The following is a 15397-nucleotide window of genomic DNA, read 5'->3' on the forward strand; positions in this document are numbered from 1 at the left end:
GTGATGCCGAGCAGATCCGCCAGCTCCTGAACTCCGAGAAGGACGAGTTCGAGCTCAACATGTGCACCGACGTCGACCGCAACGACAAGGCGCGCGTCTGCGTCCCCGGCACGATCAAGGTGCTGGCACGCCGGCAGATCGAGACCTATTCAAAACTCTTCCACACCGTCGACCATGTCGAAGGCATGCTGCGGCCCGGCTTCGATGCGCTCGATGCGTTCCTCACCCATGCCTGGGCCGTCACCGTCACCGGCGCACCAAAACTCTGGGCGATGCAGTTCGTCGAGGATCACGAGCGCTCGCCGCGCCGCTGGTATGCCGGCGCGATCGGAGCGGTGAATTTCGACGGTAGCATCAACACCGGCCTCACCATCCGCACCATCCGGATGAAGGAGGGCCTCGCGGAAGTGCGCGTCGGCGCCACCTGTTTGTTCGACTCCGATCCCGCCGCCGAGGACCGCGAATGCCAGGTCAAGGCCGCGGCCCTGTTCCAGGCGCTGCGCGGCGATCCGCCAAAGCCGCTGTCGGCCTTCGCGCCCGATGCCACCGGAAGTGGCAAGCGGGTACTGCTGATCGACCATGACGACAGCTTTGTGCATATGCTGGCCGATTACTTCCGCCAGGTCGGCGCCGAGGTCACCGTGGTCCGCCATGTGCATGCGCTCGACATGCTCAAGCAGAAGCAATGGGATTTGCTGGTGCTGTCGCCCGGGCCCGGCAGGCCTGAGGATTTTGGGATCAAGAAGACCATCGACGCGGCACTGGAGAACAAGCTGCCGGTGTTCGGCGTCTGCCTCGGCGTCCAGGCGATTGGCGAGTATTTCGGCGGCGAACTCGGGCAGCTCACGCATCCCGCCCACGGCCGGCCCTCGCGGGTTCAGGTGCGCGGCGGGCGGCTGATGCGCAATCTGCCGAACGAGATCGTGATCGGCCGCTATCACTCGCTCTATGTCGAGCGCGACAGCATGCCGGAGGTGCTATCCGTCACCGCCAGCACCGAGGACGGCGTCGCCATGGCGCTCGAGCACAAGACCCTGCCGGTCGCCGGCGTGCAATTTCATCCGGAATCGCTGATGTCGCTCAGCGGCGAGGTGGGCTTACGAATTGTCGAGAACGCGTTCCGTTTGGATGCGCGCGCTGATTGAGAGGCACCATGACTTTTGACCACGATCTGAAGGCGAGCGTCCGCACCATTCCGGACTACCCGAAACCCGGGATCTTGTTCCGCGACATCACCACGCTGCTCGCGGATGCGCGTGCGTTCCGACGCGCGGTCGACGAGCTCGTCAATCCCTGGGCCGGTAACAAGATCGACAAGGTCGCCGGCATGGAAGCGCGCGGCTTCATCATCGGCGGCGCGGTGGCGCACCAGGTTTCGGCCGGCTTCGTGCCGATCCGGAAGAAAGGCAAGCTGCCGCACACCACCGTGCGGATCGCTTACTCTCTCGAATACGGCATCGACGAGATGGAGATGCATGTCGACGCCATCCAGCCCGGCGAGCGCGTGATCCTGGTCGACGACCTCATCGCCACCGGCGGCACCGCAGAAGGCGCGGTGAAATTGCTGCGTCAGATCGGCGCCAATGTGGTCGCCGCCTGCTTCATCATCGACCTGCCCGATCTCGGCGGCGCCGCCAAGCTGCGCGCGATGGACGTGCCGGTGCGCACGCTGATGACGTTCGAGGGGCACTGAGCCAGGACGCCGAGGAATATCGCCCGGGTAAATTCTCGCCTAGGACCGTTGCAGGATCAGGCTGAGCTCGAGCTCGCGGAAGGCGAGATAGTTGCGCCGGGTCCACTGGTGCAGCTCGGTCGAGGCATCCTTCTCCTGGCGCAGATAGCCAGTGAAGGAGAAATTCAGGCGGCCGATATAGGTCTTGAGGAAGCCGGGCAGCGCAGGCAGGCGGAATACCCGTCCGGTAGCCATCGCCGCCGGCAGCTCGCCGCGTATGATGTGCTCGTTGTCCACCGTGATCAGATTGATCCGCGGGATCTGTTCGCGCAGCATCTCGTGGGCGCGAGCCGAGACGCGGTCGGTGTCGGCGACGAACAGGATCATCGGCGCGACGTGGCGGCGCGCCGCCTCTTTCAACAGGCCGATCTCCTCGGTCATCTTGAAGAACTCGTCAAAGGCGTGGAAGCCGAGGTCGATAACCTTGGCAACCCCGTCATCGACGATCACGCGATCCATCAGCTGCATCTTGCCAAAGGTGTCGATCACGTCGGCGGTTTCCGTGATCTTCGGCAGGTAGTCGAGCAGCGACGGCTCCTTCAGGTTGACGTCGAAGGCCGCGACGTTGCCGTTCTTGAGCAGCAAAAATTCGCTCAAAAGCCGCGCCAGCAGGGTCTTGCCGACCTGCGGGCGGGGCGAGCAAATGATGTAGAGGGGCGTCGCGGGCATCGCTAGCTATATCAGTCGAACTTGGCGACCAATCCAGCCGTATCCGCCCGGCTTGCGCAACTATTTTTCGCTGTTGCGGCTCCCGGATTTCGTCGAGCCGACGATATCGGTCAGCCGGATCCGGTCGAATTCGCTCCAGACGTTCGCAAGCCAATGCCGGACATAGCCGCGCAGCACGAACGAATAGTTCGCTGCCTCGTCGTTGATGCCCTTGTTGGCGACGAATTTCAGGAACGGGACGGAGGACACCTCGACCTGCTCATAGGCCATTTCGTTGAGCTTGGGGATGGTCAGCTCGGTCGCGTCCTTGATGCGGTTGAAATACGATTGGTAGGTCGCCTGATCCCACTGGAAGAACTGGGTATCGTTGATGAAGTTCTTCACCAGGAAGTATTTGGCACCCCCCATGAAGCCCGCGGTCTCGGCGATTTCGTCCAGAGAGGCGATCGAGGGTCCGAGGATGTGGAACACGGCAAAGGTGATCTGGCCGGCCTTGGCGGCGTCGAGGAAACCGATGTCGCGCAAGGAGGCGAGCGCCGGCGAGAGCAGGCCGGCGCGGACGTCGATCACGGTGACCGACGGGCTCGTCGCGTTGAGCGTATCGAAGATCTTCATCTGATCCGACGTCGTCGTCATGTCGACGATCTCGGTGATGTCAGGGTGGAAACGCTTCAGGGTTCCGCGCGGCGACTCAGTGTCGAAGGCGCGCGTCGGCACGTTGTTGGCGGAAAAATAATCGAGCAGGGTGCGCGACACCGTGGTCTTGCCGACCCCGCCCTTGTCCGCGCCCACCACAACCACTGCCGGCTTTGCCATTGCTGTCCCCTAACGCGCCCCCGATCGCGAAGTCGCAATCGGACGGGCCCCAAATCGATGTCGCAAAGATGTCCCAAGTCTGCTGTTGGGCGCGAACATGGCAGAAACAAGGGATAATTCAATTCCGCCGGGCCCAGTTACGGCAATTCCCGAGGTTTTTCCCAATCGCGACGAAACCCGCCGCGCATGGCGTCAAATCACGCTCAATGGCGGCCCCAAGGACCCATAGGATTTCCTGTGGGATTGCCCAAGGAATTACCTATCGGGTTGCTGCTGGCGGTTCCGGCTGAGCTGGGTGCGGGCACGGGCGGCGGGCTGGCTGCGCCGCCTGCGTCGTTCCAAGGACCTTGCCTGGGACCCTGGCGCAGCGGCGGTGGAGCGTCCCGCCGGTCAGCTTGCGTGTCTGGCTCCTCGGCCTCCTCGGTCTCGTCGGCGGAAGGCGGCAGCGGGCCAGGATCATGGCCGCCGGCGAACTTGACCAGTGCGTCGACCCGGGACTGCACCGACGGGTGGGTCGCGAACAAATCGGCAAAACCCTCGCGTGGATTGTCGACGCAGAGCTCCATCACTGCCGAGGTTGCGCCCGGTAGTTCGCCGCGGTTCTCGATCTTGCGCAGGGCCGAGATCATGGCGTCCGGGTTTTTCGTCAGCTCGACGGAGCCCGCGTCCGCGAGGTATTCGCGCGAGCGCGACAGCGCGAGCTTCACCACCTGCGACAGCAGCCAGGCCACCACGATCAGCACGACCGCGATGATGATGACGATCACCGCGCCGCCCCCCGAACTCTTGCTGTCGCCCGACGACGAGGACGATCGTGACGACGAGGAGGAGCCCGACGACCACGAGCCGCCAGAACCCCAGCTGAAATTCGTGAACAGGCGGAAGAACAGTTCGCCGAAGAACCCGACCACACCCGCAATGATGACGGCGACCACCATGAGCTGCACGTCGCCGTTCTTGATGTGGGTCAGCTCGTGGCCGAGCACCGCCTCGATCTCCTTGTCATCAAGCGCATTGAGGAGACCAGTGGTGACGGTGACCGAATATTGCCGTGGATTGAGGCCGGTCGCGAACGCGTTCAGCGCCGGGCTCTCCATGATCTTCAGCTTCGGCATCGTGATGCCGCGCGAGATGCAGAGATTTTCGAGCAGATTGTAGAGCCGCGGCTCTTCCTGCCGGGAGACGTCGTGGCCGCCGGTCACCGCGTCGATCATCGACTGGTGGAAGAAATAGGCGATCACGACCCAGGCCGCTGCCACGACGGTCGCAACCGGTGCGGCGACTTTCAGATCATAGAAGGCGCGTCTCAGATAATGGACGACGGTCTCGTCGCCGTTGATGACGACTTCAGCGATCAGCGCGCCGGCATAGACCAGCACATAGACCAGCGCGAACAGGCCGGCGAGCAGCAGCATCGAACGAAACTTGTTCGAGGCGATGTGCGTGTAGAGACCATACGCGGCCATGACGCGATGCCCTGCCGGCCTATCGGTTCAACTCAGAACTTCACCTGCGGCGTGGCCTCGACCTCGGTGCGGCTGGCACCGAGATCGAAGAAGTCCTTTTTGGTGAAGCCGATCATGCCGGCGAACAGAGCGGCGGGCATCTGCTGGATGCCGGTGTTGTATTCCTGGACCGCGTTGTTGAAGAAGCGGCGGCTGGCCGCGATCTTGTTCTCGAGATCGGACAGCTCGCTGGCGAGCTGCTGGAAATTGGCGTTGGCCTTCAGGTCGGGATAGGCCTCCGACAGCGCGATCAGGCGGCCGAGCGCGCCGGAGAGCTGGGTCTCGGCCGCGGACACTTGCGCCGGTCCCTGCGCCGACATCGCCGAATTGCGCGCCTTGACGACGTCGTCGAGCGTGCCGCGCTCGTGCGAGGCATAGCCCTTCACCGTCTCGACCAGGTTCGGGATCAGATCGTGGCGCTGCTTGAGCTGCACGTCGACGTCGGCAAAGGCCTGGCCGACGCGCTGGCCGAGCGCCACCAGCCGGTTGTAGGCGGCGAAGGCAAAGAACACGAGGACGACGATAACGCCGAGGACGATCCAGCCGGTCGACATGGAGAACTCCTGAAGGGGGGAAGAAGGCGGGCGCTAGGGTAGACCAAATTGGCGCGGAGCGAGAGCCCCGGCGCAGAGGGAAGGTAGGATTTGGTCGGATGAAGGACTATCCGAGTTCAAGGTGAAAGAGCCGGAGGAGGTTAACTTTCGGCAATGGCGGCATCGCCCCAGCGCCAGCGCCGAGCGCTCGCATAGGCGGCCTTGTCACGGCGCGGCACCTTCGTGATCGCGAGGCCTTCCCCGGTGCAGAGCTTGGCCGTGATCTCGGCCTTGCCGACATCCGGCGGCGCCAGCACGCGCGCGGCGCGGGTTGCGGGCGGCGTACGGGTCAGCGCCACGTAGATGAATCGCTCGTCCTCGAACGGCACCTCGGCGCCCTTGATCTGGCGGTGAGCCTGCGAGCGCGGCAAGCGCTGGGAGAAATGGCACCAGTCGGGCGCCGTCAGCGGACACGGTTTTTCGTGCGGGCAGGGTGCGGCGACATAGGCGCCCGCCGCGATCAGTTGCTGGCGCAAAGCGAGGATGCGGGCGTAGCCGGCAGGCGTGCCGGGCTCGATCACGACCAGCGCGTGGCGCGCTTTCGCCCACATCGTTTCCGCGAGCTTGCGTTGATCGCCCTCACTGAGCTCGCCGATGACATAGCTCGCAACGACGAGATCGGCTTGCGAGACCTCGGCGAGGTTCGCGCCGGCATCGCCCGGCAGATAGCGGCAATCCGCCAGACGCGTGCTGTCGCGCGCCAGATCGAGCGCGAGACGGCTCAGCGTGTCGTTGGCGTCGAGCAGGGTGAAATCTTGCAGCGACGAAAACGCCTCCGCCGCGGCCCAGCTCGCGGTGCCCGGACCTGCGCCGACGTCGAGCAATGTTTCCGGAGCGAAGCCCGGGGCGATCTCGGTCAGCGCATTCAGGCTCGCCGCCACCGCCGCGTAGGTCGCCGGCATGCGCGCGAGCGCATAGGCGAGCGCATCGGCCTCCGACTTGATCGTGCCGGAGCCGCCGCCTGTGCGATAGGTCGTCGAGATTTTCTGCGATCGCTGCGCGGCGTCGGTGCGGGAAAAGCCCTGCAGCTTGCCGTCGAGGGCCGCTTTCAGTTCGGCGGGGAGCGTCGGAGAGATCATGTTTGATCATCCGCTTTCGCGGATGACGACGTCAATGGGTGCGTGACGGGCGCGGGTTCACGCCACGTTCTGGTCGAGAATGTCCACCGCCTCTTGCAGGTTCACCGACACCAGCTGCGAGACGCCGCGTTCGGCCATGGTGACGCCGAACAGGCGGTTCATCCGCGCCATCGTGATCGGGTTGTGCGTGATGATGATGAAGCGCGTGTCGGTCGAGGCGGTCATCTCGTGCAACAGGTTGCAATAGCGCTCGACGTTGTGGTCGTCGAGCGGCGCGTCGACTTCGTCCAGCACGCAGATCGGCGAGGGATTGGTGAGGAACACCGCGAAGATCAACGCCATCGCGGTCAACGCCTGCTCACCGCCGGAGAGCAGCGACAGCGTCTGCGGCTTCTTGCCCGGCGGCTTGGCGATGATCTCGAGGCCGGCTTCGAGCGGGTCATCGCTCTCGATCAGATGCAGCGCGGCTTCGCCGCCGCCGAACAGCTCGACGAACAGGCGCTTGAAATGGTTGTTGACGACGTCGAACGAGGTCAGGAGCCGCTCGCGCGCCTCCTTGTTGAGGCTCTGGATACCCTGGCGCAGCCGCTTGATGGCCTCGACGAGGTCGTCGCGCTCGGTGACCAGACCGTTGTGCTGGGTCTCGACCTCGCGCAGCTCTTCCTCGGCGCGCAAATTGACAGCCCCCAGGCGCTCGCGATCGCGGCGCATTTTTTCGAGGTCGTCCTCGATGTCGTGCAGCGGCGGCAGCTCCGTGCCGGGTTCGATCTCGGCGAGGCCGGCAACGGCCTGCGGTTCGACTTCCAGCATGTCGCGGATCTCGCGCTCGATGTCCTCGAGCCGGCGCCGCGCGCCTTCCATGCGCTCCTCGGCGCGGGCGGTGGCCTCGCGCGAGCTCGACAGCGCCTCCAGCGTCAGCTTGGCGACGCGATCGGTCTCGGCCATCGCGTTTTCCGCGGTCGCCAGCGCGTCAGCGGCCATGCGGCGGTCGTTCTCGGCGTATTCGATCTCGGTGATCAGCGCGCTGCGCTTCTCCGCGAACACGGCCGGCGCGTTCTCGAGATCGCTGCGCTCGATCGTAAGCTCGGCAATGCGGGCCTGAATGGTGTCGATGTGGGAGGCCGCGCTCTCCTTGCGGTTCTGCCACTCGGTGCGTTCGGCGAGGATCGCCTGCAGGCGGCGGTCGGCCAGCTCGGCTTCGCGCGCCAGCGCCTGTGCCTCGGCGCGGACCTGGGCGGCCATGCGGCGATGGCCTTCGATGTCGCTGCGGACGGCGGCGAGACGGGTTTCGGTGTCCTCGCTCGACGGCAGCTCGGAGATCCCGGCTTCGGCGTATTCGTAGGCGGCTTCGGCCTCGGCACGGTCGGCGGCCAGGCGGCTGTGCGCTTCCGACAGCGTCGCCTTGCGCGCGGCGTGGCGGCTGATCTCGCGCTCGACCGTGGCATGGCGCTCGCGCGCGACGTTAAGCTCGCGCTGCGCGGCGCGCCAGGCTTCGCGGCTCGCACCTTCGGTGCTGGCGGCCATCTGCAGCTCGGCCTCGGCGTTCTCCAGCGCCTGACGCTTGATCTGCGCGTCGATGCGGGCCTGCTCCAGGTCGTTCTCGATATCGACGAGGCGGGCGCGCTCGGCAAGCCGCCGTGCTGCGCCGGTCGGCGCGTGGGCGGCTGCGACAAAACCGTCCCAGCGCCAGACGTCGCCTTCGGGCGACACCAGCCGCTGGCCGGTCTTGAGCTGCGAGACCAGCTCGGCGCCGCGCTCGCGCGGCACCACGCCGATCTGCGCCAGGCGGCGGGTCAGCTCGGCCGGGGCCTGCACGTGGCTGGCGAGCGGCGCGACGCCTTCGGGCAGTTCCGGATCGCCGTCGGTGACGCCGGCATTGGTCCAGCGCATCGGTGCGGACGGATCGACCGGCGCGTCGAGATCGTCGCCAAGCGCCGCGCCGATCGCCTTTTCGAATCCCTTGTCGACGGTGATGCCGTCGATGATCGGCGGCCACAGATTCTTGGTCTCGCCGTTGAGGATCTTGGAGATCGTGCGCGCCTCGGTATCGAGCCGCTGCACGCGCTTGTCGGCTTCGACCAGCGGCGAGCGCGAGGATTCCAGCGTCTGCCGCGCAGCGACATGCGCGGCTTCGCTGGCCTGAGCGGCGGCTTCCGAGGCTGCCAGCGTCTGCTCGGCGTTCTCGACCGTCGCGGTCAGCTCGTCGAGATCGCCGAAGCCACCGGTCGCCTCGGTGAGCTTCTGCTCTTCCGCCGCGACGTTCGAAATCTCCTGGTCGAGCCGGGCGAGCTTGTCGCGGTGGGTCCGAACGTTGGCTTCGAGTTGATTGCGCTTGGCGGTGAGGTCGGCGAGCGCGGTGGTGAGCTCGGCGAACTGCTGCTCGGTTTCTGTCAGCACCGCCTCGGCTTCGGCGACACGCTCGTCGACGCCGGAGCGCTTCTCGACGCGCGACTTGATCTCTTCCTTCAGCTCGGCATCTTCGGCGTCGAGACGCTGCAGCGCGACATCGGCATCCATGGTCTGCTGCTGGGCACGCGAGATGTCGCCTTCGAACTGTGCGAGGCGCCGCTCGAGCTCGGCGACGCGCTCCTTGGCGCGCTCTTCCTCGCGATCGAGCAGCTCGCGGGCGTTGGTCAGGCGCTGCAGCCCCGCCGCGGCGCGGGCTTCGGCATCGCGCAGCGCCGGCATTTCGGCAGCGCGGATCGCCTGGATGCGGGCGGCCTCGGCCTGGTGCTGGGTCCGCTCGGCCATCTCGCGGACGGCGAGATCGTGGGTGTGGCCGGATTCGTTGACGTCGGCATGGGCGCCGATCCAGCGCAGATGGAACAGGGTTGCTTCGGCCTTGCGCACCTTGGCCGCGACCTCGCGATAGCGCACGGCCTGGCGGGCCTGCTTCTTGAGGCCTTCCATCTGCCCCGCGAGCTGGCCGATCACGTCCTCGACGCGGGTGAGATTGGTTTCGGCCGCCTTGAGCCGCAGCTCGGCTTCGTGGCGGCGGGCGTGCAGGCCGGCGACGCCGGCGGCGTCTTCCAGCACGCGGCGGCGCTGCTCTGGCTTGGCCTGAATGATCTCGCCGATCTTGCCCTGGTGGACCAGGGCCGGCGAGCGCGCGCCGGTGGCGGCGTCGGCGAACAGAATCTGCACGTCGCGGGCGCGCACGTCGCGGCCGTTGATACGGTAGACCGAACCGGCCTCGCGCTCGATGCGGCGGGAAATTTCCAGAAGCTGGCTGTCGTTCATCGCCGCCGGCGCGGTGCGATCGGAATTGTCGATCGTCATCGTCACTTCGGCGTGGTTGCGCGCGGGGCGATTGCCGGAGCCGGCGAAGATCACCGCGTCCATGTCGGCGGCGCGCAGCGACTTGTAGGAGGTCTCGCCCATCGCCCAGCGGAGCGCCTCGACGAGATTCGACTTGCCGCAGCCGTTGGGGCCGACCACGCCGGTCAGGCCGGGCTCGATGACGAAGTCGGTGGCTTCAACGAAGGACTTGAAGCCGTGAAGGCGCAGGCGGGTGATTTTCATAAGCACGCATCTCTGTTGGCAGGCGCGAATCCCCCTGCCGGGACAATACCATGGAAGGCAATGTCGCTATCCGGGCGAGTCGCGCGAGGCGCCTCATGCGGCTGGACAATGGCCGCGGTGCGTCGCGAGGGCAACCGGCGAAAGCCGCTTTTCCCAAGGGATTTATGCCGGGAAAGATACGGTTATCGAGATGCGAATCAGAATCTTGACGAGCGAATCAGCTCTTGAGCAGCGGATTGATCTTCTTGGCGAATTCCTCGAACGAGGTCTCGCCCTTGATCTTCTCGCCGTTGACGAAGAACGTCGGCGTCGAATCGACCTTCAGAACGTCGCTGGCATATTTCTGGTCGGCGGCGATCTTGTCGAGCAGGGCCTGGTCCTTCAGGCAGGCCTCGACCTGCTGCTGGGTGAGACCGGCCTGCTTGCCGATCCGGGTCAGGGTCTCCGTGGTGTTCTTCATCACCCAGTCGTTCTGCTGGCGGAACAGCATGTCGGTGACGGCAAAGTATTTCGGCGCATCGCCATTGGCGATGCAGCGCGACAGCATCGAGCCGGCGGCGGCTTTGATGTCGAGCGGGAACTCGCGGAAGACGTAACGCACCTTGCCGGTGTCGATGTATTCCGACTTGATCTTGGGAAACACCTGCTCGTTGAAGGCCGCGCAATGCGGACAGGTCATCGAGGCGTATTCGGTGATGGTGACGGCGGCGTCCTTCGGGCCCAGCGCCATGTCGGGCAGCGACACCGGCTTGGCCACGTCGCCAGCCGCCGCCTGCGCCATGGCTTCAGGGATCATGGCATCGGAGATGAACCGCAGTGGCGAGAACCCGGCGAGCGCGGCAAGCCCGGTCAGCGACAGCATCGAGGTGAAGGCGCGGCGGGTGATGATCAAGGTCGGCTCCCGGATTGGCGTGGTCTCGCCCGAAATTCCCATTCAGACGGCCTGTCGCTAGCTTGAAACGTCGTTTGAGGCAATGGCGAGCGGCAAGGACAGGTCCAGTTTGGCCGCAGAATAAGGCTCAATTTCGCTTGATGGCGGCCCCGAGGCGCGCCAGCGCCGACTTCAATTGTTCATCTTCGATGTCGCCCAGGCGCTCAGCCACCTCGGCCACCGATTTGGCGTCCGGCGGGCCGGGTCGGGTTGGCCGCCGGGCGCGCGACAGTGGAGCCTGGCGGAAGGCCAGCTTGCCGACCGCGCTCCAGCCGAAGAAGCGGTTGACCCGCTGCAGGATCACATCGGCGGAGTGCTGGATCTCCAGCGCCATCGGCCCCTCGACTCGCAGCACCAGCGTGGCCGGCTCCTGCGGCTGGCCCTCGACCGGCCGCGGCCATTGCATCTTGAGCGGCTCGGCATGGGCCGCGATCTCCGGCCCGGCAATCTGCGCCCATCGCGTCACCAGTTCGCGCGCGGCAAAACCCTGCTTGGCATAGGCCTCGGCGAAGACGTCGTTGAGCAGGAGCGACAACGGCTTGGCGCTGATAGGACCGGGTTTCATGGGGCGAAGTTTGGACATGGGACCTTATAGCACTCCGGCGCGTCGGCCACAGGCTCTTCGCCGCGAAGAAAAACGTGGATGCCCGCGACAAGCGTGGGCACGACGTGGAGAGATCGGTGCATTGCCGCTACAGTGCGAACATGAGCCCCAAATCCGCCCTCAAGGCGAAATCGGAACCAGTTCCGCCGGAGACCTCGTCGCGCCCGCTCGCGCTGCTCCAATGGTACGACCGCCACCGCCGCCGCTTGCCCTGGCGCGCTGGGCCCGGCGAGGCATCCGACCCTTACCGCGTCTGGCTGTCCGAGATCATGCTGCAGCAGACCACCGTGAAGGCGGTCGGGCCCTATTTCGAAAAATTCGTCGCGCGCTGGCCTGATGTCACCGCGCTCGGGCGGGCCTCGCAAGACGACGTGCTGCGGATGTGGGCCGGGCTCGGCTATTATTCTCGCGCCCGCAATCTCCATGCCTGCGCGGTCGCGGTGACGCGCGAGCATGGCGGCACCTTTCCCGACACCGAAGCGGGCCTGCGCGCGCTGCCGGGCATCGGGCCCTATACGGCGGCAGCGATCGCGGCGATCGCGTTCGACCGCCGCACCATGCCGGTCGACGGCAATATCGAACGCGTGGTCTCGCGGCTCTTTGCAGTTGAAGAAGAGCTCCCGCAGGCCAAGCCGCTGATTCAGGAGTTGGCTGCGACGCTACTCGCCGATTCTCGCGCCGGTGATAGCGCACAGGCGCTGATGGATCTGGGGGCCTCGATCTGCACGCCGAAAAAGCCGGCCTGCTCGTTATGCCCGCTGAACGAGGACTGCACGGCGCGCGCGCTGGGAACGCAGGAAACGTTTCCGCGCAAGGCGCCGAAGAAGAGCGGCGCGCTACGGCGCGGCGCCGCCTTCGTTGTCACGCGCGGCGACGAGCTTCTCGTCCGCAGCCGTCCCGAAAAGGGTCTGCTCGGCGGCATGACCGAGGTACCGGGATCGGATTGGCTGGCCGGGCAGGACGATGCCAAGGCAAAACAGCAGGCACCCGAGCTGAAGGGGCTGTCGCGCTGGCAGCGCAAGATCGGCGTGGTTACCCACGTCTTCACGCATTTTCCGCTGGAGCTGGTGGTCTACACGGCGAGGGCCGAAGCGCGGACGCGGGCACCCGCGGGCATGCGCTGGGTGCCCATCGCCACACTCGCCGACGAAGCATTGCCCAACGTCATGCGCAAGGTGATTGCGCATGGATTGGACCCCTAGCAGCCCATCCTGCTGACAACATGCTGGCAGCAGGCCTGCGTTAGCTGTGGTCGGCAACGGAGGCTCGCATGATCAAGACCGCCCTGGACAACTTTCCCAGGCCGCCCTGTGCTGAGCTATTGGGGTGGCGCCTGCTCGATGCCCGCCCCGGGGAAGGCTGGATCAAGCTCGCCTTCGACGGCAAGCCGGAGTTCTGCAATCCGGCCGGCTTCATCCAGGGTGGCATGCTCTCGGCCATGCTCGATGACACGATGGGCCCCGCTGTGCTGGTGATGAGCGAGGGCCGGCTCTACACCACGACCATCAGCATGACCGTGAATTTCCTGGCGCCCGCGAAGCCCGGACCGATCATCGGCGAGGCCAAGGTGACGCAGCTCGGCAAGACGATTGCGTTCGTCGAGGCGAGGCTGACGGCAGAGGACGGCACGCTGCTGGCGACGGCAAGCGCGAGCGAGCGGCTGCTGGAGGCGGCGAGGGTGGTGAAGTAAGGCGGGCAACGCGCTCTCACTCCCTCGCCCCGTTCTTACGGGGAGAGGGTGGGGTGAGGGGCCTCTCCGCGAGTGAGCTCTCCGTGAGACCTGTACCCCCTCACCCGGATTGCATCTTCGATGCAATCCGACCTCTCCCCGCAAGCGGGGCGAGGTGAAGGGGAGTTCGCGGCGAATGCTCTGCCAAACCCTCACACCTTCGCGCGCGCACCCGCGCTCACGATCGGCGGCTTCGCATTCAGCGCTTCCACCTGGAAGCCGGCGACGCGCTTGTAGTTGGCGGCAACATCCTCCAGCTCCTGTTGCGACAGCACGTCGGTGACGACCTTGTAGCCGTCGGGCGCGCGCTCTTCGACGAGCTGCATCACCTGTTCGGGGCCGTTCTTGCGGTTGAGCAGGACGAGGCTGGTGGTTGCAGGCCGCCGCTCGGCCTCATAGGCGAGCAGGGCCGCTTGCGTCGGGCCGTGCGCCAGGATCTCGCGGGTGATGGTGCGGGCATCGAGGATCGCCTGCGAGGCGCCGTTGGAGCCGATCGGGTACATCGGATGTGCGGCGTCGCCCATCAGCGTGACGCGGCCGAAAGTCCATTGCGACACCGGATCGCGGTCGACCAGCGGATATTCATAGGCGTGCGGGCAATTCTTGATCAGGCCGGGCACGTCGAGCCAGTCGAACTGCCAGCTCTCGAACCAGGGCAAAAACTCCTCCAGCCGCGCGGTGCGGTTATAGTCCTCGCGTCGCCATTGGTAGGTCGGCGGCATGTGGCGCTCGGCAACCCAGTTGATCAGATGGTTGCCCGCGGCGTCCGGTTCCTTCGAGATCGGATAGCAGACGAATTTCAGGATCTCGTGGCCGGCCATGATCATGGTGCGGCCGCTGAGGAAGGCTTTTGCAGGCGTCACGCCGCGCCAGAGGATGCGGCCGTTCCAGATCGGGGGGCCCTCGTCGGGATAAAGTTTTTCTCGCGCGGCGGAATGGATGCCGTCGGCGGCGATCAGGATCGTGCCCTCGTAAGTCCCCGCGGCCTTGCCGGTGGCCTTGTCGATGAAATCGGCGCGCACGCCGTCAGGCGTTTCGCTCCAGCCGGTCAGATGATGGCTGGTGAGGATGTTGTCGCGGCCGAGGCGCTCGATCGCGGTGTCGAGCAGCAATTGCTGGAGCGTGCCGCGATGGATCGAAAACTGCGGCCATTTATAGCCGGCCTCCAGCCCGCGCGGCTCGCTCCAGATCGGCTTGCCGTGCTTGGAGAAATAGGCCAACTCGCGGGTGCGCACGCCGCTGGCATCGAGCTTGTCCATCAGCCCGAGCTCGATCAGCTCGCGCACCGCATGCGGCAGCACGTTGATACCGACACCGAGCGGCCGCAGCTCGGCGACGCTCTCGAACACTTTCACGGGAATGCCGATTCCGTGCAGACTGAGCGCAAGCGTCAGCCCGCCGATGCCGCCACCGGCGATGAGTACGGTCATGGGAAAGCCCTCCAACTCGGGGCGTCTTGGCACAGCCGGCCGCCGGTGGGCAACTGCGAAGAGAAGTTCGTGCTATGGACCTCGGGGCCCGCAGCCGTTACCTTCCACCTTTCCCATGAGGTCCGACATGCTCAAGCTCTACTACGCCACCGGCACCTGCGCGCTCGCCACCTACATCACCCTGGAAGAAGCCGGCGCCGACTACGCGGCCGAGCGGCTGAGCTTCAAGACCAACCAGCAGAACAGCGCGGAGTACCTGGCGATCAACCCGAAAGGCCGCGTGCCCGCGCTGGTGACCGATCGTGGCGTCCTGACCGAGACCCCGGCGATGCTCGCCTATCTCGCGCAGACCTTCCCCAAGGCCAAGCTCGCGCCGCTCGACGATCCCTTCGACTTCGCCCAGGTACAGTCGTTCAACTCCTACCTCTGCTCGACCGTGCACATCAACCATGCCCACAAGATGCGCGGCGCGCGCTGGGCCAGCGAAGAGAGCTCGTTTGCCGACATGAAGGCGATGATCCCAAAGACCATGGGCGCCTGCTTCGCCCTGATCGAGCAGAAGATGTACAAGGGGCCCTGGGTGATGGGCGAGCAGTTCACGATCTGTGATCCTTATCTCTACACCCTGTCGACTTGGCTCGAAGGCGACAGCGTCGACATCAACGCGACGCCGAAGATCGCCGATCATTTCAAGCGCATGTCCGACCGCCCCGCCGTGCGCAAGGTGATGGACGCGCAGAAGGCGTAGGGCTCTTGGAGGGTGGGCAAGGGCGCGAAGCGCCGTGCC

The 15397-nt window shown here is 65.6% G+C and carries 14 protein-coding genes; 5 read left to right on the plus strand and 9 right to left on the minus strand.

Annotated features, from left to right (window positions below):
- Window positions 1-1145, plus strand: a 1145-nt coding sequence (locus tag AC0L20_RS31270; protein WP_473294425.1) for an anthranilate synthase component I, incomplete at its 5' end; no start/stop codon positions are given.
- Between the two features lie 8 nt (window positions 1146-1153).
- Window positions 1154-1693, plus strand: a complete 540-nt coding sequence (locus AC0L20_RS31275) for an adenine phosphoribosyltransferase (RefSeq protein ID WP_007595035.1) — start codon at window positions 1154-1156, stop codon at window positions 1691-1693.
- Window positions 1694-1732: 39 nt separating this feature from the next.
- On the opposite strand, the gene AC0L20_RS31280 is transcribed toward AC0L20_RS31275, so the two are convergent.
- From AC0L20_RS31280 to AC0L20_RS31315, 8 genes are all read right to left on the minus strand, one after another.
- On the minus strand, window positions 1733-2401 hold the full coding sequence (locus AC0L20_RS31280; protein WP_473294426.1) for a hypothetical protein: 669 nt from the start codon (window positions 2399-2401) through the stop codon (window positions 1733-1735).
- A 60-nt stretch (window positions 2402-2461) separates the two neighbouring features.
- Window positions 2462-3217 (minus strand): P-loop NTPase family protein, encoded by a 756-nt coding sequence (locus AC0L20_RS31285; protein ID WP_027516412.1) that lies wholly within the window; start codon window positions 3215-3217, stop codon window positions 2462-2464.
- A gap of 203 nt (window positions 3218-3420) precedes the next feature.
- A complete protein-coding gene (locus tag AC0L20_RS31290) occupies window positions 3421-4683 on the minus strand; it encodes a M48 family metallopeptidase (RefSeq protein ID WP_473294428.1) in 1263 nt (420 codons plus the stop codon).
- Between the two features lie 32 nt (window positions 4684-4715).
- Complete coding sequence (locus tag AC0L20_RS31295; RefSeq protein WP_473294430.1) at window positions 4716-5276, minus strand: LemA family protein; 561 nt, start codon at window positions 5274-5276, stop codon at window positions 4716-4718.
- A 140-nt stretch (window positions 5277-5416) separates the two neighbouring features.
- Window positions 5417-6394, minus strand: coding sequence for a small ribosomal subunit Rsm22 family protein (locus tag AC0L20_RS31300; RefSeq protein WP_473294435.1), 978 nt, complete (start codon window positions 6392-6394; stop codon window positions 5417-5419).
- Window positions 6395-6451: 57 nt separating this feature from the next.
- On the minus strand, window positions 6452-9916 hold the full coding sequence (gene smc / locus AC0L20_RS31305; protein WP_473294439.1) for a chromosome segregation protein SMC: 3465 nt from the start codon (window positions 9914-9916) through the stop codon (window positions 6452-6454).
- Window positions 9917-10133: 217 nt separating this feature from the next.
- Entirely contained in the window at window positions 10134-10808 is a 675-nt protein-coding gene (locus AC0L20_RS31310; protein ID WP_456769691.1) for a DsbA family protein, read from the minus strand.
- A 127-nt stretch (window positions 10809-10935) separates the two neighbouring features.
- The gene (locus AC0L20_RS31315; RefSeq protein WP_106945134.1) at window positions 10936-11430 is read right to left on the minus strand and encodes a DUF721 domain-containing protein; all 495 of its coding nucleotides are present in this window, start codon (window positions 11428-11430) and stop codon (window positions 10936-10938) included.
- A 122-nt stretch (window positions 11431-11552) separates the two neighbouring features.
- On the opposite strand from AC0L20_RS31315, the gene mutY reads away from it, so the two are divergent.
- Both mutY and AC0L20_RS31325 read left to right on the plus strand, forming a co-directional pair.
- Window positions 11553-12653, plus strand: a complete 1101-nt coding sequence (mutY, locus tag AC0L20_RS31320) for an A/G-specific adenine glycosylase (protein ID WP_473294441.1) — start codon at window positions 11553-11555, stop codon at window positions 12651-12653.
- 68 nt (window positions 12654-12721) lie between these two features.
- The gene (locus tag AC0L20_RS31325; RefSeq protein ID WP_473294442.1) at window positions 12722-13141 is read left to right on the plus strand and encodes a PaaI family thioesterase; all 420 of its coding nucleotides are present in this window, start codon (window positions 12722-12724) and stop codon (window positions 13139-13141) included.
- A 191-nt stretch (window positions 13142-13332) separates the two neighbouring features.
- Here AC0L20_RS31325 and AC0L20_RS31330 read toward each other — a convergent pair whose 3' ends face one another.
- Entirely contained in the window at window positions 13333-14610 is a 1278-nt protein-coding gene (locus tag AC0L20_RS31330) for a flavin-dependent oxidoreductase (RefSeq protein ID WP_473294443.1), read from the minus strand.
- 127 nt (window positions 14611-14737) lie between these two features.
- Here AC0L20_RS31330 and AC0L20_RS31335 point away from each other — a divergent pair, with 127 nt between their 5' ends.
- Window positions 14738-15358: a glutathione S-transferase family protein gene (locus AC0L20_RS31335; protein ID WP_027568589.1), complete on the plus strand. Its 621-nt coding sequence runs from the start codon at window positions 14738-14740 to the stop codon at window positions 15356-15358.
- Window positions 15359-15397: the final 39 nt, after the last annotated feature.

Source organism: Bradyrhizobium sp. Kon58, assembly GCF_055807455.1.

Coding starts and splice junctions, on each gene's coding strand:
- AC0L20_RS31295 (WP_473294430.1), bottom strand. CDS start 5,276: ATGTCGACCGGCTGGATCGTCCTCGGCGTTATCGTCGTCCTCGTGTTC.
- AC0L20_RS31330 (WP_473294443.1), bottom strand. CDS start 14,610: ATGACCGTACTCATCGCCGGTGGCGGCATCGGCGGGCTGACGCTTGCG.
- AC0L20_RS31315 (WP_106945134.1), bottom strand. CDS start 11,430: ATGTCCAAACTTCGCCCCATGAAACCCGGTCCTATCAGCGCCAAGCCG.
- AC0L20_RS31335 (WP_027568589.1), top strand. CDS start 14,738: ATGCTCAAGCTCTACTACGCCACCGGCACCTGCGCGCTCGCCACCTAC.
- AC0L20_RS31285 (WP_027516412.1), bottom strand. CDS start 3,217: ATGGCAAAGCCGGCAGTGGTTGTGGTGGGCGCGGACAAGGGCGGGGTC.
- smc (WP_473294439.1), bottom strand. CDS start 9,916: ATGAAAATCACCCGCCTGCGCCTTCACGGCTTCAAGTCCTTCGTTGAA.
- AC0L20_RS31280 (WP_473294426.1), bottom strand. CDS start 2,401: ATGCCCGCGACGCCCCTCTACATCATTTGCTCGCCCCGCCCGCAGGTC.
- mutY (WP_473294441.1), top strand. CDS start 11,553: ATGAGCCCCAAATCCGCCCTCAAGGCGAAATCGGAACCAGTTCCGCCG.
- AC0L20_RS31300 (WP_473294435.1), bottom strand. CDS start 6,394: ATGATCTCTCCGACGCTCCCCGCCGAACTGAAAGCGGCCCTCGACGGC.
- AC0L20_RS31325 (WP_473294442.1), top strand. CDS start 12,722: ATGATCAAGACCGCCCTGGACAACTTTCCCAGGCCGCCCTGTGCTGAG.
- AC0L20_RS31290 (WP_473294428.1), bottom strand. CDS start 4,683: ATGGCCGCGTATGGTCTCTACACGCACATCGCCTCGAACAAGTTTCGT.
- AC0L20_RS31275 (WP_007595035.1), top strand. CDS start 1,154: ATGACTTTTGACCACGATCTGAAGGCGAGCGTCCGCACCATTCCGGAC.